This is a genomic window from Vreelandella neptunia (assembly GCF_022489065.1).
In the GTDB taxonomy this organism is placed as follows: Bacteria; Pseudomonadota; Gammaproteobacteria; order Pseudomonadales; family Halomonadaceae; genus Vreelandella; species Vreelandella neptunia_A.
In genome coordinates, this window is sequence record NZ_JAKVTW010000009.1 from 146,623 (window position 1) to 163,229 (window position 16,607).

Below are 16,607 nucleotides of genomic sequence, written 5' to 3' on the forward strand. Positions count from 1 at the left end.
TTGTTGCAGATAAACATCTTCTAAATAAGAAGCTATTAATGCTGATGTTAGGTAATGGTGGACATTTTAGAGTTTGTGCCCGAGTTAACGCTACGCGATGCTTTCGCGAGTGCATTAGCGCTTACGCCGCGCTTCTCGAAATGTGTATTTCCTCTATTAAATTACTCAAAGTGTGCTGCCCCCCAGGCAGCTCAGCATAAATATGGGAGTTCAAGTCTCCCCATCCGCACTTTGTTAGGTATGTGCTGCTTGGGTTCAAGCTCACTAAAATAGCCACCGCTTTGGGCGGCTATCGAAGCTGAGTGTAGAAAACGCTAACGCTTCAATCTTCTTTTGGCGGTGTTTCCATGGCGCGTTTGTCATCGGGGACTCTGACGATGTGGCCGACTTCGAGTTTGCTGTGGCTTTGGTGGCGGCCGCCTTTGGCGTCGATGATGGCGGCGACTTCGCCAATGCTGACGGCATCATCTTCTCGGTAGGCTTCTACCTTTACGCGCACGGTAACACCTTGATAGCGGGCAGAAATAATGTCGCCTGGGTCGGGGGCGTTATGGTCGGGGTCGTTTTTAAAATATTCAGCTACGCTGGCGCTACCTGGATTATCCCATTCTACATGCTGATGCATCGTCGTCTTCCTTGTCACGTTGGTTGTGGCCTTAGTGTAGTGCGTTCAACCGCTTACTTCATCAGGGCTTTCTTCAGCAGAGACTTCTTGTGCAGGCGTCTCTTCCGTTGCCGCTACAGTGTTGGGCTGCCCCACGTACTGAAATAAGAAGTTAAGCGCTGCCGGTAGGCTAGCGCGCCATACTTGCCAGGTATGGCCCCCGGGGTATAGGTCGAGTCGCACATCGTTGGGTTGGATGCGCTCCATCGCTTGGCGTAGCAAGCGGGCATGAAACTCTGCATCGTAAACGTCGCTGCGCCCAGCGCTGATATACAGCGGCACGGGTGAGAAATCACCCTCTTCCTCAGTACCGCGTGGTGTCACGCTCAGGCGGTACTCTTCTAGATAGGCGGTGTAGTTAAGGGTTTCCCAAAGTTCGCGATCAAACTGCCCTTGCTCATCAAGAAACGCTGGGTGGCGCCAGGCGGAGGAGTTACGTGGCGGTAAGGGGGCGTAGCTTGCGGGGCTTAATGCGGCCACTGCGGCGAATAAATCTGGCCGTTCTAGAGCAAAATTAAGTGCGCCGTAGCCGCCTGCTGAAAGCCCCGCGACACCACGTAGACGGCGCTCTTGGCCCACATGGTAGGTGGCTTCTACGTGCGGCATTAGGTCATTAAAAAACGCACTACGGGCGGGTTCGTTGTGTCCATCCACCCACCAACTGCGGCTGCCTGGCATGATGTAAACGGCAGGGGGAATGAAGCCTGCGCGTATTAGTCTGTCGGCGGTTTGCTGTAAGTTACCCCGGGCTACCCAGTCTCGGTCAGTGCCAAAAGAGCCATGCAGCATATAAACAACCGGGTACGCGTCTGTCGCTTGAGCGTCATAATTATCCGGTAAATAAACACTGTACGGGTAGTCATAACCTAGCGTGGGAGAGAAAAACTGATGGTGTTCTACCTCGCTGGCTAAACTATGCGTACTAAGCGTTAGCCACCCAATCAGGGCGGTGAGTAGTGCATGACATCGGTATGAACAGTGCGGCAGCTTGATTTTGAACACGTTTCCTCCGGGAATTAAAACTGTTCAATAGGGTCGGACAGCACATCGGCATTAGATGTTCATCATAGCCATTCAGCATAGTCATTCAGGATAGTAAGGGGGGGATTATGTAGTGGCAGGAGGCCCAATGCGGAAAATTGAAGAGATTTATTGGTTGCGTGCTTACGGCTGTATAGCCGTTTTTTTGTTTCATTTGCTAGATCATGTAAATCAGCGCGTTGATAACATTCCCACTGATTTGATGCGGATTCCGCTGGTCTTGGGCACGCCTATTTTCCTGTTTATTGCGGTGTTTGTGTTTGCCGTTCGCTACGATAAATCTGTCCCAGAGGGCTTTCTCCTCCAGCGCGTTAAATACGTGATGGTGCCGTACTTCGTGTATGGCTTTATTTATTCTACGGCTGAATGGGTAAGGCAGCAAGGAGCTGATGAGCCGGTGGGCTTTTTGGCTAATGCGGTCGAGTACTATGTCTACGCTGGTTGGCACGGCTATTTTTTGATCATCGCGATGCAATTTTACGTGGCGTATTGGTTCTTTACCCGTTGGCAGCTATGGCGATTGAATCCGGTGCCGTGGCTGTGGGGTGCTTGTGTGATCAGCATGGCGTATTGGGGCTTGGCTTACTGGTTTGACGTTGATCTGCCCGGCTACCTGCTGTGGATTGCCCCGTTGGGATGGATCTATGTGTTTTTTCTGGCGTTGGTGCTCGTACGTTACTACCCACTAGCCCCTGAGAGTGTATTGGCAGAACGGCCCATCTGGATGCAGCAGTTGGCGCATCCAGCGTGGCTGGCGCTGATGGTGGCGCTAATCATTGCGGCGACCTTTGCGGGGTGGCTGGCGTTCTCTTCGAAAGAGGTCTGGGTGATTCCCTTCTTCGTGCTGTTTACGCTCTGCGCCATGCGCTATTTGGCTGGGCGCCCGGCCCCTTTATGGGTTCGCCACATCAATGCGTATTCGTTCGGTATTTACTTGGCCCACCCGATGTTTTTCGTGCTCACCGACATGGTCGTTGTACCCCTTTCTCTGCCGATTGGCGTCTATGCGCTGCTGCTCATGGTGGTAGGCGTAGTTGGGTCGGTGGCACTGAATAAGCTAGCCAATACCACCACGCTGGGCGCGATGTTATTTGGTAAACGACTGAAGGTAAGTTAAAACGTATTAGGAGTGGGTGTGTAAACCGCATTGGGGTAGGAATTTAGTTCGAGCTGCCTATTAAATTTTCTTGGCTGATTAATTGGCAGTTGTAGGTCTTCAAACGGGTAGGGCAAGTATATAGGCGTTTTAGTAAATCATTGATAGCTATATTTTTTCCCAGTTCAGGGTCAAACCCACCTAAACGTTCGAACCAGCTTCTCCTAACGGCTATGTAGGGCGGGAGCAAGAGAGCGCTCGCCAATAATCGCTGCAAAATTCTTTCTGAAAACGTCGGAGGATCTAAGCCAATAATTAGTGCATCAAGCGTTGAAGTGTCTAGCTCGGAGTAGAGTGAATCCCATAAACTAGAAGGAAGTGGCTGTTTTTGTAGCGCGATGACTAGCCAATCAGCTTGGCTGGCAAATGCGGCTTCGTTAAAGCGAGCACCTAGGGGCAATGCAAAGGTGGCGAGACAGTGGGTATTATAGTGCTGTTCGATATAATCCAGGCGCGTGTTGTATTGAATCCCGGTCACCAGAATAGGATGCATAGACCCAGCGAATTCTGATTTGCGAATTGAGTGTAAGTGGCATGGCAATAATGCACCTGTAATGATGGCATCAACGATAAAGCAGACCGATCCCATTTGCCGACTCCAATTGTGAGCAAATCTATCAAATTGTAATTTATTGTAGTAGCTGGCTTATTTGGGTAGCAAGTAAAATGTTTGCGAACTAAAAAAGAGTGTTCATTATTCGTAATGCTATAAATTGGTGCAAGAGCAACTATTTTCGATTCATTTTGGTGCGTTAAGGCTTTTTTTAGTTCTCAGAGTAGCTCCCTTCTTGCCTTATGCGTCATCAAGAGGCATCAAAATCCAATTTTTAACGGTTAAAAAACAATTAGTTGTTGTTTTTCTATGCCATATTGGTGCAGTGTTGGCATGCTCTCTGCATTGTATTTGGAAGCGGCTAGCGGGCCGTAGGCATAAGCCTTGCGGCGTGCTAAAACGATAGCCGGTCTGAAATGCTCGCTGAGCGATTTGTTAATCGATGTCAGGCACAAAATGTCAGGCAAACGTTGAGCGAACAAGAATGACAAACGTGCGGTTTAGCGCGTATTTTGTCGAACAACACTTTTATCGGTAGCTTACAGTCATTATCTTTAAGCCACGCTCATACCGGAGGACACTATGTCAGCCAAGACTCTCGCGCTAATTGAAGAACACGATGTTAAATGGGTAGATCTGCGTTTTACCGACACTCGCGGTAAAGAGCAGCACGTCACCGTGCCTGCTCGCGATGTGAACGAAGAATTCTTCGAGAATGGCCAAATGTTTGATGGCTCTTCTATTGAAGGTTGGAAGGGCATTAACGAATCCGACATGATTCTGAGCCCGGAAGATGGTACTGGCTACCTCGACCCCTTCACCGAAGATGCGACACTGGTTCTGCGCTGCGACATCATCGAGCCGGCCACTATGCAGGGCTATGATCGTGACCCGCGCTCCATCGCCAAGCGCGCTGAGGCTTATTTAGAGTCCACTGGTCTGGGCGACACCGCCTTCTTTGGTCCTGAGCCTGAATTCTTTATCTTTGACGAAGTACATTGGAAATCTGATATTCAGGGCTCCATGTACAAAATTACCTCTGACGAGGGCGCTTGGGCGACCAACAGTCAGGTAGAAGGCGGCAACTTAGGCCACCGCCCGCGCGTTAAAGGCGGCTACTTCCCGGTTCCTCCGGTTGATAGCTTCCACGATATCCGTGGTGCTATGTGTAACACCCTGGAAGCGATTGGCCAGACCGTGGAAGTTCACCACCACGAAGTTGCCAACGCTGGTCAGAACGAAATCGGCGTTAAATTCAACACGCTGGTGAAGAAAGCTGACGAAGTTCAGGAAATGAAATACGTGATCCACAACGTGGCTCACGCATATGGCAAAACGGCGACCTTCATGCCGAAGCCGCTGGTAGGCGATAACGGTTCTGGTATGCACGTTCACCAGTCGTTCTGGAAAGATGGCCAAAACCAGTTTGCCGGTGACGAATACGCTGGCTTGTCTGAAATGGCGCTTTTCTACATTGGCGGCATCATCAAGCACGCCCGTGCCTTGAACGCGTTTACTAATGCTTCAACTAACTCGTACAAGCGTCTGGTACCTGGCTTTGAAGCACCGGTAATGCTGGCCTACAGTGCCCGCAACCGTTCTGCTTCTATCCGTATTCCATATACCGCTAGCCCGAAAGGCAAGCGCGTAGAGGCACGCTTCCCTGATCCGACGGCTAACCCCTACCTGGCGTTCTCTGCCATGTTGATGGCGGGTATCGACGGTATCAAAAACAAGATCCACCCTGGCGATGCCATGGACAAAAACCTGTACGACCTGCCGCCAGAAGAAGGCAAGTTAGTACCGACCGTGGCGCACAGCCTGGATCAAGCTCTCGAAGCGCTCGACGCTGACCGCGCCTTCTTGACCGAAGGTGGCGTGTTTACCGATGAAATGATCGATGCCTACATCGAACTCAAGATGGAAGAAGTGGAGCGTATTCGCATGACCACGCACCCGATTGAGTTTGATATGTACTACAGCTGCTAATCAGCACTACCAACCCCTGGCTGTTACTATCAGCTAGGCGGTGGTAAGTGTTGTCATAAACCCCGCTTCGGCGGGGTTTCTTTGTTTTGGGGTGAATATGAGCGGTGAGGAGCGCTATGGGTAAGAAGAAGACGTTAGCGATAAGCACCTTAGTTGCCACTGTATTGAGTGTTGGAAGCACTGTCAGACCGGATACGGCTCTCGCTCAGACGGTTTATCGGGTCACCGATGAGCACGGTAAGGTGACCTTTACCGATAACCCTGAACGCGGTGGCGAGGCTCTGGAGCTGGCGCCACTGCCCAGCCTGCCAGCCGCATCAAGAGCGCAAACGGCGTCTGCCCGTGCAGTGCCGCCTGCTGCGCGCCCCCGCGGTAAACCGGGGCAGCCCTTTATGCCCTATGACCATTTTTCGATTGCTCTGCCCCAGCAAGGCGCACGGTTAATGGAGAGGAGCACCGCGGTGGAAGTGGTTATTGCGCCACCGCTGCGTGATGACCACCAGGTGCGACTGCTCGTTAACGGTGAAATTAGTCAAACCGCGCTGCACAGTGATGTGTTCTGGTTGTCCGGGCTCTCAGCGGGCCGTTATGAGCTTCAAGCGGAGTTACTGGATAGCAGCCAGCGGTTGCAGCATCGTACGCCAGCGGTGACGATTACGGTGCCTTAAAGACGTTTTCACTCGCTTTTGTGAAAACCTTTATGCACTAAAATAGTGCATTATCGAATGGGTTTGGTGCTTCACTTGCGCTAAAACGATTCACCACCTCTCAATGCCATGCCCACAAGCCGTGCAAATAGGCATAAAGGCATAATTGGCGCGCTTTTTGCAGTTCCCTCACTGATCATCCACCTGTAGGTCTGTAACGGCGATGGAAGACGCAATTTCTCAGGACAACACCATGCATCAGCGTTTGCTTGAACATCTCACCACGGCGGTATTACTGCTGGACGGGGAGTTGCGTGTGCGCTGGATGAACCCCGCCGCTGAAGCCCTATTGGCCGTCAGCCTTAGCCGTGTGCAGGGAATTAGTCTGGATACGCTACTTGGCGGTGATGAAAGCATTGATGATGTTTTGGCCAAAGCTCGGGATGCGTTTCACCCTTACACTCAGCGCGAAGCACGCATCACGCCGCTGAATAGTGAGCCACTCACCGTCGACTATACGGTCACGCCTTTATCGGACGATGAACTGCTATTAGAGGTAGAGCCGCGGGATCGATTGATGCAAATCTCCCGTGAAGAGGCGTTAACCACCCGTCAAGAAACGATCAAGATATTAGCCCGTGGGCTCGCCCACGAAGTAAAAAACCCGCTGGGTGGGATTCGCGGGGCGGCTCAATTGCTAGAGCGTGATTTAGACGACCCGGCCCTGCGCGAATATACCCATATCATTGTGGAAGAGGTGGATCGGCTGCGTGATTTAGTCGACTCCATGCTTGGCCCCAACCGTATTCTCAAACATGAGCCGGTCAATATTCACCGGGTCTTGGAGCGAGTGAGGGCGCTGCTGATTGCCGAACACCCCAGCGTGGTGATTAGCCGCGATTATGACCCCAGTTTGCCTGACCTTTCCGGTGACGAATCACAAATGATTCAAGCGGTGCTCAACGTCGCGCGCAACGCCGTGCAGGCCATGAGCGATGCGCAAACGCTAGAACCTACGTTAATCCTGCGTACTCGTGCCCGGCGTCAATTCACTCTTGGTGCAGAGCGCCACCGGTTAGTCAGTGAAGTCGCGGTCATTGATAACGGCCCCGGGATTCCCGATGCACTGCAGGAAACGCTGTTTTATCCCATGGTGTCAGGGCGCGCGGAAGGCAGCGGTTTAGGGCTCTCTATTGCCCAGTCGATTTTGCACCAACATCAAGGATTGATCGAATGCGACTCACGAGCCGGACATACCGAATTTCGTTTACTGATTCCATTGGTATTAATTTTACCGGAGAAGCGTCATGACTGAGGCTACACGTACTGATGTTGCGCGGGTGGTGATTGTCGATGACGACCGCGCTATCCGCTGGGTACTGGAACGCGCACTGGCGCAACCCGATCTTGACGTTGAGTGTATCGAGCGCGCAGATACGGCGCTTGCCCGATTGCTGGAAAGCCCCCCCGACGTGCTGGTCACCGATATTCGTATGCCAGGCATCGATGGGCTGGATTTGATGGCCAGGGTGCGTGAGGCGCATCCCGATCTACCGGTCATCGTTATGACGGCGCACTCCGATTTAGACAGCGCGGTGGCCTCTTATCAGGGTGGCGCATTTGAATATCTGCCCAAGCCGTTTGATGTGGATGAAGCCCTCGCGCTTGTGCGTCGCGCCGTGGCCCACGCCCGTGAACGCCAGCGCCCGGTAACCGTACCTGAAGGCTTAAATGCTGAGATCATCGGTGAAGCGCCTGCGATGCAGGAAGTATTTCGCGCTATCGGTCGCCTTTCCCACTCCCACATTACGGTACTGATCAACGGCGAGTCGGGGACCGGTAAAGAGCGCGTTGCTCAAGCGCTTCACCAGCATAGCCCACGAGCGGGTAAGCCCTTTATCGCCTTGAACATGGCGGCAATTCCCCGCGACTTGATCGAGTCGGAATTGTTTGGCCATGAGAAGGGAGCCTTTACTGGTGCCGCTCAGCAGCGCCAAGGACGTTTTGAACAGGCCAATGGCGGCACGCTGTTTTTAGATGAAATAGGCGATATGCCGTCTGAAACTCAAACCCGCTTATTGCGGGTGTTGGCCGATGGTGAGTTCTATCGCGTTGGGGGGCACACGCCAGTAAGAGTCGATGTGCGAATTATCGCCGCAACGCACCAAAATTTAGAGGTGCTGGTAGATGATGGCCGTTTTCGTGAAGATTTATTCCACCGTTTAAATGTCATTCGTATTCACCTGCCCAAACTTGCCGAGCGGCGTGAAGACATTCCCCGCTTAACGCGGCACTTTTTAGCCGAAGCGGCCAAAGAGCTCACGACCGATATCAAAGTGCTGACCAGTGAAGCGGAAGCGCACCTGACGCGCTTGCCATGGCCAGGCAACGTGCGGCAATTGGAGAATATCTGCCGCTGGCTGACGGTCATGGCATCAGGGCGTGAAATTCTGGTTGAGGATCTACCGCCCGAGCTACGTTCACCGAGCGCTTCTGAAAGCAGTGCCCATGGCGATTGGCGCACGGCGTTTCGTGACTGGGCGGATAACGCGCTGGCTGAAGGCCATACGCATCTTTTGGAAGAGGCGGTACCTGATTTTGAGCGGATTCTGATTGAAACAGCGCTAAAGCATACCGGTGGCCGTAAGGGTGAAGCCGCCGAGCTACTAGGCTGGGGGCGCAATACGCTGACCCGAAAACTGAAAACACTGTTACCGGCTCTTGCGGACGATTAAGCGCTACTCGTCCGCTAGGATATACACCGCATCTGCGTATGCTGTTTCGGGAAGCGCGCCGTCACTCATTTGCCAGGGCAGTAGGCTTAGTGTGCTATTAATGCCCAAGGCGTTTAGCTGGTAGGCCACGCCCTCGTTATACGTGACGTGACCAAGCCCCATTAAGCCCACAGCTAGTGCGCCGTCCTCCGTGGCCTCAGCCAGGCGCTGGGCCATGGCGGTATCCCAGGTGTGCTGTGCCTGAATAAAACGCTCACGCGCCTCGTGGGCATCGCCCATGGCATGCTGATTAAACACCTCTGTAAGCCGATTGCGGTAACTGGCGCTGGCGGGCTTGGGAGGCGGAATTTGATAACGCTCTTAAGCGGGTACGCTATTCCAGCCATCATTCACCAGCCGCTCGCGCAGGTCGGAATCGATGTTCAGCGCGATTAATGGGATGTGTGCCATCCGAGCAAACTCTAAAATCGGCATATACAGGGCTGCATCAAACCCCCAAACCTCTTCCCAACGAACCTGCTCCAACAGGTTGTCCGCATCCAGCTCACCTGCGACCCACGCATCAAGGCTAGGCTGGGCGCTACGCGGCAACATTTCTAAGCCAATCACCATCTCATCATTTAACGCATGCAGTCCCGCCAGGGTATGCAGTTGCCAACGGTGGTGGGCTATTTCATCGTGCTGCTCCCCCAGCAGTACTACTCGCTGCTGGGCTGCCGTGGCTAGCACCTGGCGTGTTGTCAGCGGTTGCTCTTCCATCCACCACTGGCCCTGAGTAGGGCATGCAGCCAGTGTCATTGTGGGTATTAAACCCAGCAGTAGCGTGGTGGCCAGTGCAGCATAGCGTTGTCTATTGCTGATAAGGCTATTGTGCCGCTTCAATGCGCCTGATCTCGGCCAGTAAAGCTTCGGCTTCTTCGGTAAGCGTGGCATTGGCGCGCATATCGCCATTGCGTGACGCCTCCATGGCAGCTTGAAGTTTACGCTCATACTCTTGCTGTAATTTCTTTTTGGGATCGCGCTTAAACATGCCTAACATGAACAATCTCCTCGCTCTCGGCTTCCTGATGTACACCATTTGTATAGGTTTGGAGTGCTCGTGTCGAATGTTTGTTTTGTCAGGGCTTATGTTTCGTAGTGAGAGGAGGCGCTGCACTGACCTAGGAAGCGCTCGAAATCGAGCAGAATGGTATCGAGACTGGCGTGAAGGCGATGATCATCGTCCACCATCCTCAGTGATAATCGCTGCAGGCGGGCACGTTCGATCACCGGTTCAGGAGCGACAACATCGTCACGCCAGCCGTGAATGATGTGCGTGTGCTGTGCCTGGATGGCGAGTGACGTTTCAGGGTAGTCGTCTAAGCCTAGCGCGGGGGCTAACAGAAAACAGCCGAGCACAGGTTGCTGCGCGCTGGCAGCAACACTTAGCCATCCGCCTAAACTTGAGCCTGCCAACACGCAGAAAGCCGGGTCGTCTCCGCGCTCAGCCAGTACCTGTAACAGATGCTGGAGTCGCTGTTGGGGCTCTGCCATTCCCCGGTAATCCATCACCACGGGCTCGCAGTCGTCCAACTTCTCGGCCACGCCTTTCAAAGCTTGGGTTTTCAATGCCCCCGGCCCGCTCTCCAGGCCATGGGATAGGTACACGGTCATCATGATGTTTAGCTCGCTGCACGTTGGATAGCTTCGCCACCCTGTTGAAGATCCTCACCAGCACCGCGAATAGTATTGCAACCGCTGACCAGTAGCAGGGTGATGAGCATTATTAAACCAAGGGCGATGGCGCGTGTCATGGCGGACTCCTTAAAGGCATGAGTATCGCTGAGCTCAGAAGATCGAACCCCTTGCCGAGGGGGCGGCTAAGCACCAAACAGTAAAATAATCCCTGCCGAGGCGTTCCGCTATGGCTGAGTGCGAGAAAAATCGCCTTTATATCGTGTGCTTATGTCGCATGTGTCAGTTCTGCACATCAATGCCAATACATATCGGTGCTCTTAAGTAATTTTTATTTATTTCAAGCGTTTGATTTTAAATGTAAATTTTTAACATTGGCATAGTTTGGCTCAGACCCTGCAGCTACAGTGTAGTTGCTTAGATGTTCAGTTGTTTAGGTTTAGCCGTTTAAATAATTGTTAGCAGTAACTAAGTGAGTGGGCGGACAGGCACAAGGAAGGCAGGATGCCGATAAGTGAACAGGATGTTAAGGGACACTCCGCCCACTCACTGGTTGCAGCGCAAGGAGGCGCTGTTCATCAAGCTAGGGAATGGAATGATGCGAAATGACCATCTCGTGAAAATGAGGTGGTTTTTTTGCGTGCATAAAATAAACTAAGTGTTTGATAAATAGTATCTTTCTATTGGGTCGTGGTTTTTGCATAGCTTTTGTACACATAAAAGCAGTGTTTTGGTCTATCCTTTGATGAAATCAAACTGCAGCGGTTAGAAAACGTCAACGTAACGACCGCACACTATCAGGGACAAGATTATGGCCATGGCATTGATGTTATGCATGTTTGTTTTATTCCTAGGGTTTTCGGGGGTAGGGGTGTATATGATGTTTAAGACATCCTTTATGGCCAGTATGGATGAACGTGATGATATGCCGCCAGACATCTAACCAATGGTTTTGTCTAGATAGCTTTGGCTAGTCGAACTCAAACACGCCCGCTTTTAGCGGGCGTGTTTGCGTCTGGATAACGCCATTATACAGCTAGTTTTTCCACCGGCCTTTGCCCCGATCGGGAACCATACGCCCGAAATAGAGCAAGCCAAATGTAAGCCAGCCGATGGTTAGTAACGCGGTAAAAATAAGCACTGCAAGGGCGCCAAATTCGGCAATTAGCGGCAGGGCGGCGGCGGTGAAAAGCCCACCGCCAACAATGGGTTCAAACATCAGTTGTTTATAGCCAAAGCTTTCTAACGCCCCAGATTCATTTTTAGGGTCCGCCATGCGCATCAGCAGTAGGCCGGTGACGGTGACCCCCATTGATTGGCCAAAGTCACCCACCCCACGTTCAAACCAGTTCTCAGGAATGACACGGGGAGCGATAACGATTAATACGAATAAACCCCAGGCAATCCCCGCTAAAGAAAGGAGCAGGAAGGGAAGAAAGTATTCGCCTAAGGTGGTGAGCGATAGGGTGGCGAGTGCCGCCACAATGGTAAAATCCAGCGCCGTTCCGGCGATGCGTGACATGGTGCGGCTAGACACATGGCGCTCTAAGCCAAACCGCATAACCACTAATTGGACGATGACCCCGCCAATCATGGCGATAGGAAATAGCGGCACATGGGCAAGAATTTCTAAACCGCCATCGCGAGCCCAGGTGACTTGCTCAAACCACTGTAAAGCTGAAAGAATCAGCCAGCCGATGACAATCGCGATGCCCACTAAACCAATATGCAAACTAAGTGGGTCGGTCGTTCCCGCCTCTTGAGCCAGATCCTTCTTGAACTCACTGAATTCTTCAGTGGAAGGGCGCTCATCTTCGCGCATTAACTCGTCTGGATCCTCAGCATTATCGGTCTCATCGTTGAGTTTTACGATTCCACGGCGCGCAGCAATATTGATTAGCACCGTGCCGATGAGTACCCCTCCCACAATACCCACCGTGGCCAAGCCCAGGGCAAGGTCGGCCCCTTCCTCAAAGCCTAACTCCTCAAACGTCTCTGCCATGCCTGCCGCCGTACCATGACCACCCTCAAAGCCGATTTCTATTAACGCCCCGACCATTGGGTTCATATTGAAAACGGGTACTAATACCAGCAGCGCCAAGCTCAACCCGACAACATACTGGCCCCACGCCATGGTTTGCCCGACAACGACCTGAGGCCCTGCACGCAGCCAGATAGTGCGCAGGCCAGGGATCACTTTGCCAATAAACAGGGCTGCAAAGACAACATTAATCAACAGACTCGGCAGGGCAGCCCAGCTCTCCTGCACGTAGGCAGGAAACAGCCCGGGGCTCTGTTCAAAAATAGTGGGCATGGCGCGGCCGATGACATCGGGGCCCATCAGTAGGAGGAGAAGGCCGCCAATGACCGAGCTAGGAAGGAAGAGGCGCCTTAACCAGGGCAGCTTTAGCCGTAGCGCGTTGCTGGCTAAAAGGACTACCGCAATGGTCACTAGCGCTATAAATAACTCACCAACTGTCATGGTCATTACATCACTCCTTGATGTCTGCTTAGCCTAACGCGTGCTTAGCAGGGAAGTTAAAAATGACGAGGTTGGTTTAAAAGTAGCGTTTAATGAGTAAATTCGCGAAAACGAGGGTTTTTACCCCATCCAGTAAAGGCTAACCAAGGCAAAGGCGTAGCCCAAGGCAGCGCCCGCCAGCACATCACTGACATAATGCAGCCCTAAACCCACGCGGGAAATCGCTATCAGCAGGGTTAATGGCAACACCACCGGTAGCAGCCAGGGCGTGTGGGCGGCGACTAAGACACTAAACATTACCGCATGCATGGTGTGGCCGCTGGGGAAGCTATAGCGATCACGTGCCGGTTCACAGCACACTATTCCTTCGCCATAGGTAATAAAGGGCCGTTCGCGGCATAAGCGAGTTTTCACCAGCCGATAAACGGCAACGGCAAACAGGGCAATCACGCTGTACTGCATTACGCGCCATGCGCCATTTGGCTGCAGCCAAGGCTGGGCCATGATCAGTAGTACCCAGACAGGCCAGTCGCCTAATCGGCTAGCAGCCTGCAACGTTAGGCGCCAGGGGCGATTGAGTGAGAGCCGCGACACGCGCTGGCAAAACTGCCACTCCAGCAGGTCAAGACGGTCGAATACGACAAGCGGACGCGGGCGCATGATGAGCCTCCTGGGCTTGGTGTAAATAACGCAAAAACTGCTCAGCAATACCCGTCCAGCTCTGCTCCAGCGCACGTAAACGTGCTACTCGACCTAAGCGAGCGTAATCTGCCGGGTGTTGGCATAGTTCTACGGCTGCCTGTTGGAAAGCAGCGCCATTGCCAGCGGGTACGGTGATACCGTTGTGGCCGCTGTTAATGAGCTCGGCACTGGCAGCATGATCATAAGCCACCACGGCTAAGCCGCTGGCCATGGCTTCTGCCACCACATTCCCCCAGGTTTCTGAAAGAGAAGGGAAGATAAACACATCAGCGCTGGCATAGTGGCGAGCGAGTGACTCTTGACCCACGAAGCCGGTGAAATGCGCATCGGGCAGCGCTTTCTCAAGCTGTGCCCGTGCGGGGCCGTCGCCGACGATCACCTGGGCGATATCGGGGCGCACTTCGCGCATGGCTTGAAGGGTTTCATGGAGCAATGAAAGATTTTTTTCAGCAGCTAACCGGCCAACGTAAAGGGCGACCGGTTGATGCTCACCAACGCCCCAGCGTTTGCGTAATGCAGGGTCGCGGTGGGCGGGTGAATAGCGCTCCCCATCTAGGCCGCGTGACAGTACATGGACATCCCGAATCCCCTGGCGCTGAAGTGCTTTAGCCTGCTGATGAGTAGGTACTAACGTTAGGTCGCAGCCATTATGGAAGTAGCGCAAATAGCGCCGTGTGGTCGAAGCCAGCCACGTGACACCGTAATCTTCACAGTAGTGATCAAAGTTAGTATGCCATCCAGCTACCAGAGGAATATTGAGCTGCCGAGCCGCTTGTCTTGCCGCCCAGCCCAGTGGGCCTTGCGTTGCCAAGTAAATAACATCAGGGCGGTGCTTACGCCAGAAACGTCGCAGTGTTGCGGGCCTAACCAGCCCTACTTGCACATCAGAGTAGCCGGGTAAAGCGAGGCGCTGCACCTGTAGTTCGCGGTTAATGCCAGTCGCATTCCCCGCGGCCCGTGGCTGCGGGCGAATCACGTCAACCGGCACTCCTTGCCGGTTAAGTTCATAGCTTAACCGGCTCAGCGTATGAGCAACGCCGTTGATGTCCGGTGACCATGTTTCACTAACAATGCAGAGCCGCATGAGCGATTCATCCCTTTATCACGTTTTCACATAGTGTGTGCGGGAAGAATGACACTGCCGAGTCAAGCAGGTGAATAAGTGATGACATGCCAATAAAAATTAGGGAACCTCTGATTAACTATCGCGCTTGCCGATACGGTGTTAAAAATTGCCTCGTGCGCGAGTCCGATCAAAATGCTCATTTACGGCTCGTAAACTCCGCTTTTTCGTTGATTATTGCCTTGTCTAGTCTGCGCTCATTACGTTAATCAGAGGCTCCTTAGGTTGCAACAATACGAGAAAAATAATGGCCGCCCATTTAAATAGCAGTTAAATATTAAAATAAGATGGCAGTTTTATTTAATAGAGGAATAAAAAATAAGTTCCCAAAAAATTAAAACTTTAAACTTAATGAAATATAACTCCTTTAAGATTCTCAGCGTTGAGGCGTTATTCGTCCTTCATTGTGCCTTCGCAAAGCGCAAGCATTAACTACTTCAATGGGAACAATCATGTTTAAAAAAACGACACTGGCCCTGGCCGTTAGCGGTTTATTGGCAGCCTCTGCAGCACAAGCAGCAACCGTTTATGATCAAGATGGTACCGACCTGGAAATCTACGGCCGTATTGCCATGGGGTTTGAAGGCGGCGGTGTTGATGACGGTGTTGATAACGGTGAAGAGTTCCGTAATTTCGGCTCTCGTCTGCGAATTACTGCTGGCCATCAAATCTCCACTGATCTACGTGCATTTGCGCGTGTCGAGTGGCGCTTTACCGGTGATGAGCGCAACCAGGACTCTGGTTTCGACGAAGTGCGCAACAGTTACCTAGGCTTGGAAAGCCAGCAGTTTGGTACCTTCATGGCCGGTAACTACGACAGCTTCTACGATAGCTACGTAATGACGCCATTCGACGTGTACGTTGAGCGTGGCTATGAGTTTGCGGGTGGTGGTGTACAGGCTCGCGGCGATTCGATTGGCTACAAAACACCAGAACTCAGTGGTTTTCAGGCAGTTATTTCTGCTAAGCACTTCTCTGAGCGTGGTTTGACTGAAGCCGAGCAGACTGCCGAAGGATCCGTTATCGCCACTCAGGGTGGTGTTGTCTACGAAACAGGTCCTGCTCGCTTAGCGCTTGGCTATGTGGAAGATACGGTACGCGGTGGCGGTAACGGTGAAGTGCGCTACGGTGCTACGGGCGAGTTTGCTGTTACGGACGCTTTCGCTGCTCGTGTAGGGTATGAAACTCGTGGTGATGACGATGTTAACGGTGGCGGTTTCGATAAAATCGGCGTTGGCGCTACTTACGCTATCGATTCCTGGAAGTTCTTCGCTGATTACTACAACATCGAAGTAGATGGTGCTAGCGATGAGCGTAACGCTTGGGCGCTAGGCTCTATGTACAAGCTGACGAGTAATTTCGATATGTTCCTCGAACTTAACGATCGTAACCTGGATGCCGTTAATGACTTCGAAGAAGATATGTACTACGCATTAGGCGCTCGCTATCACTTCTAATTAATAGAGTGATGTTGGCGATAGTGTTGCTTTAGTTCTTGGAATAAGTTCTTGGAGTAAGTTCTTGGCATAAGTTCTTTGTATTAGCTCTTTAGCTTTAAGTTAGCTCGCATGTTTCGATCTTTACCGGTGTGGATACGTCCACACCGGTTTTTCATTTGTCTTTAATATGGTTTTAATGGTTTGGTTATATTAAATGACGCGTTTTCTGATTTGCGAAGAGAGCTGCTCAAAGCCAATCACGACGACCAAAATCACTAAAATAATGGTCAAAGCACGGTCGAAATTAAATAACCGCATAGCGGCAGCCAGTTCAACGCCGATACCGCCTGCGCCTACCAAGCCAAGTGTCACCGCCGAGCGCAGTGCTTTTTCAACGCTATA

General features: G+C 52.2%; 15 protein-coding genes and 2 pseudogenes. 6 read left to right on the top strand and 11 right to left on the bottom strand.

Features of this window, described 5'->3' with window-relative positions; translation table 11 throughout:
• Positions 1 to 322 precede the first annotated feature (322 nt).
• Together MLE19_RS13475 and MLE19_RS13480 are read right to left on the bottom strand one after the other, a co-directional pair.
• Complete coding sequence (locus MLE19_RS13475; RefSeq protein WP_240718673.1) at positions 323 to 625, bottom strand: hypothetical protein; 303 nt, start codon at positions 623 to 625, stop codon at positions 323 to 325.
• A 45-nt stretch (positions 626 to 670) separates the two neighbouring features.
• Entirely contained in the window at positions 671 to 1,666 is a 996-nt protein-coding gene (locus MLE19_RS13480) for an alpha/beta hydrolase (RefSeq protein WP_425356812.1), read from the bottom strand.
• Positions 1,667 to 1,793: 127 nt separating this feature from the next.
• Between MLE19_RS13480 and MLE19_RS13485 the strand changes: the two genes are divergently transcribed.
• The gene (locus MLE19_RS13485; protein WP_240718674.1) at positions 1,794 to 2,822 is read left to right on the top strand and encodes an acyltransferase family protein; all 1,029 of its coding nucleotides are present in this window, start codon (positions 1,794 to 1,796) and stop codon (positions 2,820 to 2,822) included.
• A 43-nt stretch (positions 2,823 to 2,865) separates the two neighbouring features.
• Here the strand turns inward: MLE19_RS13485 and MLE19_RS13490 are convergent, their stop codons facing one another.
• Positions 2,866 to 3,450 carry a hypothetical protein gene (locus MLE19_RS13490; protein WP_240718676.1) on the bottom strand — a complete coding sequence of 195 codons (585 nt, stop codon included), beginning with the start codon at positions 3,448 to 3,450 and terminating at the stop codon, positions 2,866 to 2,868.
• Positions 3,451 to 3,996: 546 nt separating this feature from the next.
• On the opposite strand from MLE19_RS13490, the gene glnA reads away from it, so the two are divergent.
• The 4 genes from glnA to ntrC all read left to right on the top strand — a co-directional run bounded on the left by glnA (position 3,997) and on the right by ntrC (position 8,785).
• Positions 3,997 to 5,403, top strand: a complete 1,407-nt coding sequence (gene glnA, locus MLE19_RS13495; RefSeq protein WP_064235054.1) for a glutamate--ammonia ligase — start codon at positions 3,997 to 3,999, stop codon at positions 5,401 to 5,403.
• 116 nt (positions 5,404 to 5,519) lie between these two features.
• Positions 5,520 to 6,071 (top strand): DUF4124 domain-containing protein, encoded by a 552-nt coding sequence (locus tag MLE19_RS13500; protein ID WP_240718677.1) that lies wholly within the window; start codon positions 5,520 to 5,522, stop codon positions 6,069 to 6,071.
• 232 nt (positions 6,072 to 6,303) lie between these two features.
• On the top strand, positions 6,304 to 7,365 hold the full coding sequence (gene glnL, locus MLE19_RS13505) for a nitrogen regulation protein NR(II) (RefSeq protein WP_240718678.1): 1,062 nt from the start codon (positions 6,304 to 6,306) through the stop codon (positions 7,363 to 7,365).
• On the top strand, positions 7,358 to 8,785 hold the full coding sequence (gene ntrC, locus MLE19_RS13510; RefSeq protein ID WP_240718679.1) for a nitrogen regulation protein NR(I): 1,428 nt from the start codon (positions 7,358 to 7,360) through the stop codon (positions 8,783 to 8,785). The genes glnL and ntrC overlap by 8 nt, the downstream gene beginning before the upstream one ends.
• A gap of 3 nt (positions 8,786 to 8,788) precedes the next feature.
• Here the strand turns inward: ntrC and MLE19_RS13515 are convergent.
• The 7 genes and pseudogenes from MLE19_RS13515 to MLE19_RS13545 all read right to left on the bottom strand — a co-directional run bounded on the left by MLE19_RS13515 (position 8,789) and on the right by MLE19_RS13545 (position 14,727).
• A pseudogene (locus MLE19_RS13515) lies at positions 8,789 to 9,718 on the bottom strand (ChaN family lipoprotein).
• Positions 9,651 to 9,824: a DUF6435 family protein gene (locus MLE19_RS13520; protein WP_240718681.1), complete on the bottom strand. Its 174-nt coding sequence runs from the start codon at positions 9,822 to 9,824 to the stop codon at positions 9,651 to 9,653. Before MLE19_RS13520 ends, MLE19_RS13515 begins: the two are co-directional and overlap by 68 nt.
• 86 nt (positions 9,825 to 9,910) lie before the next feature.
• Positions 9,911 to 10,441: a YqiA/YcfP family alpha/beta fold hydrolase gene (locus MLE19_RS13525; RefSeq protein WP_240718682.1), complete on the bottom strand. Its 531-nt coding sequence runs from the start codon at positions 10,439 to 10,441 to the stop codon at positions 9,911 to 9,913.
• A 5-nt stretch (positions 10,442 to 10,446) separates the two neighbouring features.
• Positions 10,447 to 10,578, bottom strand: coding sequence for an entericidin A/B family lipoprotein (locus tag MLE19_RS13530; RefSeq protein ID WP_240718683.1), 132 nt, complete (start codon positions 10,576 to 10,578; stop codon positions 10,447 to 10,449).
• A 917-nt stretch (positions 10,579 to 11,495) separates the two neighbouring features.
• Complete coding sequence (locus MLE19_RS13535; protein ID WP_240718684.1) at positions 11,496 to 12,947, bottom strand: sodium/glutamate symporter; 1,452 nt, start codon at positions 12,945 to 12,947, stop codon at positions 11,496 to 11,498.
• 114 nt (positions 12,948 to 13,061) lie between these two features.
• Positions 13,062 to 13,601: a phosphatase PAP2 family protein gene (locus MLE19_RS13540; RefSeq protein WP_240718685.1), complete on the bottom strand. Its 540-nt coding sequence runs from the start codon at positions 13,599 to 13,601 to the stop codon at positions 13,062 to 13,064.
• A complete protein-coding gene (locus MLE19_RS13545; protein ID WP_240718686.1) occupies positions 13,564 to 14,727 on the bottom strand; it encodes a glycosyltransferase family 4 protein in 1,164 nt (387 codons plus the stop codon). The genes MLE19_RS13540 and MLE19_RS13545 overlap by 38 nt, the downstream gene beginning before the upstream one ends.
• Before the next feature lie 491 nt (positions 14,728 to 15,218).
• On the opposite strand from MLE19_RS13545, the gene MLE19_RS13550 reads away from it, so the two are divergent.
• Positions 15,219 to 16,223, top strand: coding sequence for a porin (locus tag MLE19_RS13550; protein WP_240718687.1), 1,005 nt, complete (start codon positions 15,219 to 15,221; stop codon positions 16,221 to 16,223).
• Between the two features lie 192 nt (positions 16,224 to 16,415).
• Here the strand turns inward: MLE19_RS13550 and MLE19_RS13555 are convergent.
• Positions 16,416 to 16,607 (bottom strand): annotated as a pseudogene (locus MLE19_RS13555) (phosphonate ABC transporter, permease protein PhnE); the annotation flags it as partial.